At 57.8% G+C, this 8722-nt stretch carries 10 protein-coding genes and 1 pseudogene; 1 reads left to right on the top strand and 10 read right to left on the bottom strand.

The window, feature by feature from the left end; genetic code table 11:
- The 10 genes from C2U68_RS20785 to gcvH form a co-directional block, all read right to left on the bottom strand.
- Positions 1–905: ExeA family protein (locus C2U68_RS20785; RefSeq protein ID WP_140914387.1), on the bottom strand; the 905-nt coding region annotated here is incomplete at its 3' end.
- Positions 906–1009: 104 nt separating this feature from the next.
- Complete coding sequence (locus C2U68_RS20780; RefSeq protein WP_140914386.1) at positions 1010–1492, bottom strand: DUF3368 domain-containing protein; 483 nt, start codon at positions 1490–1492, stop codon at positions 1010–1012.
- Entirely contained in the window at positions 1480–1815 is a 336-nt protein-coding gene (locus tag C2U68_RS20775; RefSeq protein ID WP_186289697.1) for a UPF0175 family protein, read from the bottom strand. The genes C2U68_RS20780 and C2U68_RS20775 overlap by 13 nt, the downstream gene beginning before the upstream one ends.
- Positions 1816–1938: 123 nt before the next feature.
- Complete coding sequence (locus C2U68_RS20770; RefSeq protein WP_140914384.1) at positions 1939–4305, bottom strand: phosphoketolase; 2367 nt, start codon at positions 4303–4305, stop codon at positions 1939–1941.
- 46 nt (positions 4306–4351) lie between these two features.
- Complete coding sequence (locus C2U68_RS20765; RefSeq protein ID WP_140914383.1) at positions 4352–4870, bottom strand: hypothetical protein; 519 nt, start codon at positions 4868–4870, stop codon at positions 4352–4354.
- Positions 4871–4978: 108 nt separating this feature from the next.
- Positions 4979–5404 carry a hypothetical protein gene (locus C2U68_RS20760; RefSeq protein WP_140914382.1) on the bottom strand — a complete coding sequence of 142 codons (426 nt, stop codon included), beginning with the start codon at positions 5402–5404 and terminating at the stop codon, positions 4979–4981.
- Positions 5405–5564: 160 nt separating this feature from the next.
- Entirely contained in the window at positions 5565–6380 is an 816-nt protein-coding gene (gene mazG / locus C2U68_RS20755) for a nucleoside triphosphate pyrophosphohydrolase (RefSeq protein WP_140914381.1), read from the bottom strand.
- Positions 6377–7309 (bottom strand): carbohydrate kinase family protein, encoded by a 933-nt coding sequence (locus C2U68_RS20750; RefSeq protein ID WP_140914380.1) that lies wholly within the window; start codon positions 7307–7309, stop codon positions 6377–6379. Before C2U68_RS20750 ends, mazG begins: the two co-directional genes overlap by 4 nt.
- A 100-nt stretch (positions 7310–7409) precedes the next feature.
- Positions 7410–7769 (bottom strand): diacylglycerol kinase, encoded by a 360-nt coding sequence (locus C2U68_RS20745; RefSeq protein WP_140914379.1) that lies wholly within the window; start codon positions 7767–7769, stop codon positions 7410–7412.
- Positions 7770–7778: 9 nt separating this feature from the next.
- On the bottom strand, positions 7779–8162 hold the full coding sequence (gcvH, locus tag C2U68_RS20740; protein WP_140914378.1) for a glycine cleavage system protein GcvH: 384 nt from the start codon (positions 8160–8162) through the stop codon (positions 7779–7781).
- 174 nt (positions 8163–8336) lie between these two features.
- On the opposite strand from gcvH, the pseudogene C2U68_RS20735 reads away from it, so the two are divergent.
- A pseudogene (locus C2U68_RS20735) lies at positions 8337–8722 on the top strand (hypothetical protein); the annotation flags it as partial.

Here is an 8722-nt window from a genome sequence, read left to right as displayed (position 1 = left end):
GGTATCGCCGGCAAGCCGTGACGCCAGGCATAAAACCCCGCCATGCCGCCCAGCAAAACGAGGCAGGCCGCAATCGACACAGAGAATCGCGGCAGCCAACGCTGCAACCCCAGAGTTTCCCGCGCCGAACGGTTGACGATGGCCGGCGTAATCCGACCGGTGTTGGTGGCATAGGCGCCGAGCAAGGCTCTATCGCACAAGATATTGATCAGCCGCGGCACGCCGGCCGAATAGCGGTAGATCTGGCGAATCGCGGCGGCGCTGAACAGACGGTGGCTGCCTCGGCAAACCCGCAACCGGTGTTGAATATAAGCTTTGGTTTCGTCGAACGACAGCGGCAACAGATGGTAGCGGGCGGTGATGCGCTGGTTGAGCTGGCGCAACTCGCGGCGCGCCAACATCGCGTTCAGTTCCGGCTGGCCGACCAGAATGATTTGCAGCAATTTGGCCTTGCTGGTTTCCAGATTGGTCAGCAGCCGAATCTGCTCCAACACTTCCAGGCTCAGATTTTGGGCTTCGTCGATCAACAACACGGTGCGGCGGCCTTTGGCGTAGGCCGCCAGCAGATAGCGGTTAATCGCATCGATCAGGCTTTTCGCCGTCATCGCCTCGTGGGCTATGCCCAACTCGTCGCAAATCGTCGCCAACAGTTCGATGGCGTTCAACTTGGGATTCAAGATCAAGGCGATATCGATATTTTCCGGCAATTGTTGCAGCAGGCAATGGCACAACGTGGTCTTGCCGGTACCGACCTCGCCGGTCAACGCCACGAAGCCGCCGCCGCGGTCGATGCCGTACAGCAGATGCGCCAAGCCCTCCTGATGCCGCTCGCTCATATACATGAAATACGGATCGGGCGAGATCGAAAACGGCGCTTCGCTGAAGTTGAAGTATTGTTGGTACAAGGTAATGGCGATCCCAAAGAAAACTTGGCAGATGCTGATTTAAAGCCGGGCGAAGTGCAGTTAAAAGCTGGTACGTCCTGCAAACGGCCAGCGAACCCTCTCGATCACGGCAGCCCCTTTTTTAATTCCGCAACCACGCTGGCGGAAATCCGGTAACCGGCTTGATTGAGCTGGGTAACCGCTGCCTCGGCGTTATCGAGCAAGCCTTTACGCTGTCCCGCAAACAATACAGCCGCGGTGCCAACGATGTCCAAATGCATGCGTAAAGCCTGCTTGCGCGCCAGACCGTCATCCAAAATCAGCAGTGATTTGCCCGACCGCTGTAAAGCCAACTCGATACTGGACTGTTCGCCCGGTCCCAGGCTTTTGGATAATTTGTGTTTAGGTTCCGGGTTGGCGACACATTGCACCCAAGCCGTGGCCAATGCCTGCCGAATCAGCAGGCCATCCCGGGTAAGATTGCAAAGGCATTCGTCGGCCACCGCTTGCGTGACGGTGATTTGGTGGAACAACGCCGGCAGTAGCGGCAATTGGCCGATCTTGGCCAGCGCGATCAACGGGCCGGCATCGGCGATTACGACAGCCACGAATCCAGGGTCTGCATTTCCTTGCCGGTTTGCTGATCGGCCTCCACCAAATCGATATCCAACTGAGTCAGATGCTCGATAAACTCGGACAAACTCAAGCCGCTGACTTGCGCGGCGGCGCCCAAGGACAACACCCGGTCCTTGAACAAACTCGCCGCCAAGGCGGGTTTGAGCTGTTCGTTAATATCGCCCAGCGACGTTTTTAAATTAAACAGTAACGCATTCGGCTGATTACCTTTCAAAATCAACACAGGTTCCTGCTCGGCATGGCGCAAAGCTTCCGACGGATTTTTTTTCAAATTCCTGACATTGGTGGCGTACACGGCGCTACTCCCGATTAAAACCCGGAGTGTAGTCCACACTCCGGGCCAACGCAATTCGGTTTAGGGTTATACCCAAGCAGACTCGGTGCTTACGCGCAGATGCTTCGCTACAGTCCTGAAACCTTAGGGCCAAAGCCAGTCGTCGGCCTCCGGCAAATCCACACCATGCTCGTAGGCGTAATGCCGGCACTCGATCTGCATGTCGCGCATCTTTTCCTTGACGTGAGCGCCGGCGACTTTCAAACCGGGCAGGCGGTCGATCGCATCTATCACTAAACTATAGCGGTCAATTTCGTTTTGGATCGCCAACTCCAGCGGGGTATTGATGCTGCCTTTTTCCTTATAGCCGCGCACGTGCAAATTCTTGTGGTTAGTGCGGCGGTAGGCCAGGCGGTGGATCAGCCACGGGTAACCGTGGAAGTTGAACAGAATCGGTTTGTCCAGCGTGAACAGGCTGTCAAAATCCTTATCGCTCAAACCGTGCGGATGCTCGCTGGTCGGCGTCAGTTTGTACAAATCGACCACGTTAACGAAGCGGACTCTCAACGCCGGAAAGTGCTCGCGCAGGATCACGGTCGCGGCCAGTGCTTCCTTGGTCGGGATGTCGCCGGCGCTGGCCATCACCAAATCCGGCTCGGCGCCGGCATCGTTGCTGGCCCAGTCCCAAATACCGATGCCTTTGGTGCAGTGTTTGATTGCCGCGTCGATATCCAGATATTGCAGGTGCTTTTGTTTGTCGGAAACGATGACGTTGACGTAGTTGCTGCTACGCAGGCAATGGTCGGCAACGGCCAACAGGCAGTTGACGTCCGGCGGCAAATAAATGCGGGTGACCGCCGGGCTTTTGTTGACCACCAGGTCCAGAAAACCGGGGTCCTGGTGGGTAAAACCGTTGTGGTCCTGGCGCCAGACCGTCGAGGTGATCAACAAATTCAACGACGACACCGGCGCCCGCCAGGAGACCGCTTGCATCATCGCCAGCCATTTGGCGTGCTGATTGAACATCGAATCGATGACGTGGACAAAGGCTTCGTAAGTCGAGAAAAAGCCGTGGCGGCCGGTCAATAGATAGCCTTCCAACCAGCCTTCCAGCGTGTGTTCGGACAGCATTTCCATGACCCGGCCATCGACAGACAGCTCGCCACCGTCGGCATCTTCCGGCAGGAAGTCGGCCAGCCAGGTTTTCTTGCTGGCGGCGTAAATCGCATCCAGTTTGTTGGAGCTATTCTCGTCCGGGCCGAACACGCGGAAGTTGGCCATATTGTCGGCCATGATGTCGCGCAGGAACTGGCCAAGCGGACGGGTGTTTTCGGCGCTGATTTTGCCGGGACCGGGCAAGACCGCCGCGTAATCACGAAAATCCGGCATCCGCAGCGCCCGGCGCAACACGCCGCCATTGGCGTGCGGCGTCGCGCTCATCCGGCGTTGGCCTTGCGGCGCCAGCGCTTTCAGTTCCGGCAGCAAACGGCCGTCGGCGTCGAATAATTCTTCCGGTTTGTAGCTGCGCAGCCAGTCTTCCAGTTGTTGTAACTGCGCCGGATTTTCCCGGACCGAGGCCATCGGCACCTGGTGGGCGCGCCAGAAACCTTCGACTTTATGGCCATCGACGAACTTGGGACCGGTCCAGCCTTTCGGCGAACGCAGCACGATCATCGGCCAGCGCGGCCTTTCCACCTCGCCGCCGTTGCGAGCCGCCTGCTGTATCTTGCGGATTTCCAGTAAACAAGCGTCCAGCGTCTCGGCCATTTTCCGGTGCATCGCCAGCGGTTCGTCGCCTTCGACGAAATACGGCGTCCAGCCGTAGCCTTTGAACAAATCCTCCAGCTCCTGATGGGAGATGCGTGACAGCAGCGTCGGGTTGTTGATCTTGTAGCCGTTCAAATGCAGGATCGGCAACACCGCGCCATCGCGGGCCGGATTCAGAAATTTGTTGGAATGCCAGGACGTTGCCAGCGGCGCGGTTTCGGCCTCGCCGTCGCCGACTACGGCCGCGACCAGCAAATCCGGATTGTCGAAGGCTGCGCCGAAAGCGTGAGAAATGCTGTAACCCAGCTCGCCACCCTCGTGAATCGAACCCGGCGTTTCCGGCGTGCAATGGCTGCCAATGCCGCCCGGAAACGAGAACTCTTTGAAGAACTGGCGCATGCCCTCTTCGTCCTCGCCCTTATTCGGGTAGATCTCGCTGTAGCTGCCTTCCAGATAGGCCGGCGCCAATACGCCGGGCGCGCCGTGGCCGGGACCGGCGATGAACAATACGCTCTGGTCGTATTGCTTGATGATCCGGTTCAAATGCACATAGGCAAAACTCAGACCCGGACTGGAGCCCCAATGGCCGAGCAGGCGGCGCTTGATGTGTTCGGGCTGCAAGGGCTGGCGCAGCAACGGATTGTCGCGCAGGTAAATCATACCGGCGGCCAGGTAATTGCAGGCGCGCCAATAGGCGTTTATCTGTTGCAATTCGTTATCGGAAACTGGAGTGCTCTTATTCATCGTTGCTTCACCGTTGGGTTAAAAACGCCGCACATCGCTGTCGCGGTCAGGCCGGCGCATAGCCGCCGGCATCGATTAGTTGCCGGGTGCGGGCATAAGTTTCCTGAATGATTAAGGCGTCAGTGCTGGCCCGATGGCGATGCAACGCAAATTCCTGGATTACCTGGTGCTTGGTATGGTTCCAGATTTCCATTTGGGTTTCTCTCAGAATCATTTCCAGAGCGCTGAGGTAAAAACTCGGTTGCAGGCCGGACTGGTAAAACAGGCGGGACAGCCAGGGTTTGTCGACCACCCAACCGTCGCAATACACGGTTCTGCCGGCTAAAAACTCATTGAGTTCGGCGGCCACTTGTCGTATCGGTTTACCGTAGTTCAGCAACGTGTCCCGGCTCAGGCCGTGCACCTGTTCGGCCTGGTCGTCCCAATACACCCAATTGCCGGCCGGCCGGATCAAAGCGCAGTACTTTTGCCCGGAGCCCAATACCACACCAACTTCGATCGGGTAACTGTCGACACCGAAGCCGGACGCTTCAAAATCGAGCACATTCGGTCTGAGGGGCTGCATCTGCGTATCCTTTTGCGTGCGGGCTGATTCAGTAAGCCTAGCGCAAAGACCCAGTTAACGTAAGGATTTTCGGGAATGGCACCCAAATCGCCAAAGGCGGAAAAGGCACTATCGATGCGGCCGGGTTTTGGCGGCCGTTTTTTTCGAGGCAGCCTGCGCTTTTTTGGCCGATTTACTATGCGCACGCTTTTTGGAATGCGCACCGGTCTCGCTCGGCAACGGTGGCGCGGCCGGCGCGGCATTGATCGGCACGGCAGCCTCGGCCAGATCGTCGCGGTCCGGCGGCAGGTCGGGCGTCGGCAAGCTTGCCGCGCTGTCCCCATTGCCGGTTTCGTCGACTGCGGCACGGTCGCAGTCCGGCAAGTCCTGATCTTCCGGCGAGCAGATCACCCGATAAACGATGCGGCGGCCGTCGTTTTTGCCGGCTGGCGCAAGTTCCGGCTGCGCTTTCGGCGCGGTGTCGTCGGAGATGCTGCCCAGCAATTCGGCACGGGCCAAACCGCTAACGACCGACAAACCGATCAGGAGACTCAAGTAACAAGCAAGCAACGTAAAGCGACTATTAACCGGCCCCTTAAATATCTTGGTTCCCGTGAAAGCTGGAGCCCAGCCTCCACGCTGGATTCCCGCTTTCGCGGGAATGACGGCCACAGGGCGTCTACGGGCCAGGCTCATTAATTCGAATCGACGCGAATCAAACATGGCTTTGCGATTTTTTCAGGGTGCGCTTGGCCTGGTTCCATAAATCGTCCAGTTCGGCCAGCTGGCAGTCGCGCAATTGCCGGCCGGAGGCTGCGACTTCCTTTTCGATGTAATTGAAACGGCGGGTAAATTTTTTGGTGGCATCGCGCAAGGCAATCTCCGGATTGACTTTCAAATGCCGGGCCAGATTGACCGCCACCAGCAACAGGTCGCCGACTTCCTCGTGGATATGGGTCTGATCGCCGGACAGCCAGGCTTCGTGCACCTCCTGCAATTCCTCCCGCACTTTTTCGAACACCGGCTCGGTATCCGGCCAGTCGAAGCCGTGGCTGGCCGCCCTGTTCTGGATTTTCTCGCATTGCACCAAGGCCGGCAGACTGTGGGCAACGCCGGCCAGCACGCTTTCGGCGTGTTGTTGCGGTTGCTTTCGCTTGCGTTCCTCAGCTTTGGCTTCCTCCCAGGCTTGCTGGCGTTGCTCGTCGTTGTCGAATTTGACGCCGGCGAAGACGTGCGGATGGCGGGAAACCAGTTTTTCGCCGATCGCAGCGGCGACTTGTTCGAAATCGAACAGGCCGCGCTCCCGCGCAATTTGCGAATGAAACACCACCTGCAACAACAGATCGCCCAGCTCGCCGCGTAAATCCTCGAAATCGTTACGCTCGATCGCGTCGGCAACTTCGTAGGCTTCTTCGATGGTATACGGAATCAGACTATGAAAATCCTGCTTCTGATCCCAGGCGCAACCCGTTTCCGGATCGCGCAAGCGGGACATCAAGCCCAGCAATTCCTGCGTCTTGCTTAAACTCAAAACGTGGAACCGAAGGTTTCCTGATAGCGTTTTTTGAATTCCGCCATCGTGAAGGTATGGTTCTGGGTGCCGTTGTGCTCGATCTTGATCGCCCCCAGCAGCGAGGCGATGCGGCCGGTGACCTCCCAGTCGTAATCGTTGATCAGGCCGAACAACAAACCGGCGCGGTAAGCGTCGCCGCAACCGGTCGGGTCGAGAATTTGTTTGGGATTGGCCGGCGGAATGTCGATGACCTCGCCGCGGGTATAGACTTTGGAGCCCTGGCTGCCCAAGGTCACGATCAAGGCGTCGACCTTTTCGGCGATTTGTTCCGGCGTCAGACCGGTACGCTGTTGCAGCAGTTCGAATTCGTAATCGTTGAAGGTGGCGTAATTAGCCTGCTCCAAAAACTGCAACAGTTCCGCGCCGTCGAACATCGGCATGCCTTGGCCGGGATCGAAAATGAACGGGATGCCCTGTTCGACGAACTGGGCGGCGTGCTCCTGCATGCCTTGCTTGCCGTCCGGCGAGACGATGCCGATCGTGATTTCCGCGTCCAGCGGCACGCTGTTGAAATGCGAGAAATTCATCGCTCCCGGATGGAATGCGGTGATCTGGTTATCGTCCTGGTCGGTAGTGATATAGGCCTGGCCGGTGTAATGGTCGTCCAGCACCTTGATGTAACGGCTGCTGATGCCGCATTGGCTGAGCCATTGCGCATAGGGCTCGAAATCGTGGCCCACGGTCGCCATGATCCAGGGCTCTTCCTGCAACAATTTCAGATTGTAGGCGATATTGCCGGCGCAACCGCCGTATTCGCGCCGCATCGCCGGCACCAGAAACGACACGTTCAGGATATGGACTTTTTCCGGCAGGATGTGGTTTTTGAATTTGTCGTGAAACACCATGATGGTGTCGTAGGCCATGGAGCCACAGATCAATGCACTCATTGTTTTCCTTTGGGTTTGACTAAACTTTAGCGGCCCTAAGGTAACGGATGTTGCTAACCGGTACAAGATAGCAGGCGAAACAAGCCAAACCGCCTGTCGCCTACAACAGTATCATGCCCCAGGTCGCCGCCGCCCAGATCAAAGACAGCATCACCGCCGCCGAACCGATGTCCTTGGCCCGGCCCGACAATTCGTGGTGTTCGAAACCGACCCGATCGACAACGGCTTCGACCGCGGAATTCAACAATTCCACCAGCAGCACCAACACCACGCTACCGATCAGCAACACCTTTTCTATCGCGGTTTGCCCCAGCCACAAGGCCAGCGGGGTGGTCACGACGAACAACGCCACTTCCTGGCGAAACGCCTCCTCATGCTGCCAAGTGGCCTTGAAGCCGGCAATCGAAAAAAAACAGGCGTTGATCAAGCGCCGCAAACCCTTTGCGTTTTGGTTAGCCATCGGTGGTTCTTATGCCTCTATAAAATCTTGGTAACCCTGCGCGTCCAACAACTGGTCCAGTTCGGCAGGATCGTCGGCCCGGATGCAAAACAGCCAGGTTTGGTATGCATTTTCATTGACCAGTTCCGGTGCGTCCTGCACCGCCTCGTTGACCGCCACGACACTGCCGCCGACCGGGCTGAACAAATCGGATGCGGTCTTGACCGACTCGACCACGGCCAATTGCTCTTGCGCTTTGACGACGCGACCGACCTCGGGCAAACCGATGAAGACGATATCGCCCAATTCGGACTGGGCAAAATCGGTAATACCGACACGCACAATGCTGTCATCTTCCAACTTGGCCCATTCGTGGGTTTGCGCGTATTTCAAATTTTCTGGTGCTTCTGTCATGGGGTGTCCCTCTAGCCTTAATCAATCCGAAACAGCATAACCGGCTAATTTTTTAACACAACAAAAAAATGTCGGCCCCGCCGCCGCGAACTTTATAATCTGCGCCGACTCCGCTCCCGGCCGGCAGCCAACGCCGACGGCCGGATTTGTTCACCCAACCCTTCGACCCAGTTCATGCTTAGCGCTTATGCCCTGGCCGGCTTATTAGGCTGTTTTCCCATATTGGCCGCCGCCGCGAGCGATGACGACGATGCGCCGGCAGCTCCCGCCACAGCCCCGGCGACAGTCTCGGTACAGGCGGAAACGCTGACCCTGGATGCGACCGCCCAAAACCTGGCCGGTATTCGCAGCCAACCGTTGCAGGCGGTACGCCGACAACCCGAATCCACCGCCTACGGCACCGTGTTGAACCCGGAACCGTTATTGGCGGTGCGCCAGCAATTTCTGGCGGCGAGCGCCCAGCAGGCCGGAGCCCGTTCCCGCTTCAGCGAAGCCGAACACAATCTAAACCGCACCCGCGACCTGCACCGCCAGGACATCGTTTCCACCCGCCGTCTGCA

Source organism: Methylomonas koyamae (assembly GCF_006483455.1).
Taxonomy (GTDB): domain Bacteria; phylum Pseudomonadota; class Gammaproteobacteria; order Methylococcales; family Methylomonadaceae; genus Methylomonas; species Methylomonas koyamae_B.
Note: the sequence above shows the minus strand (reverse complement) of the source record. Positions and strands in the feature narration are given on the sequence as shown.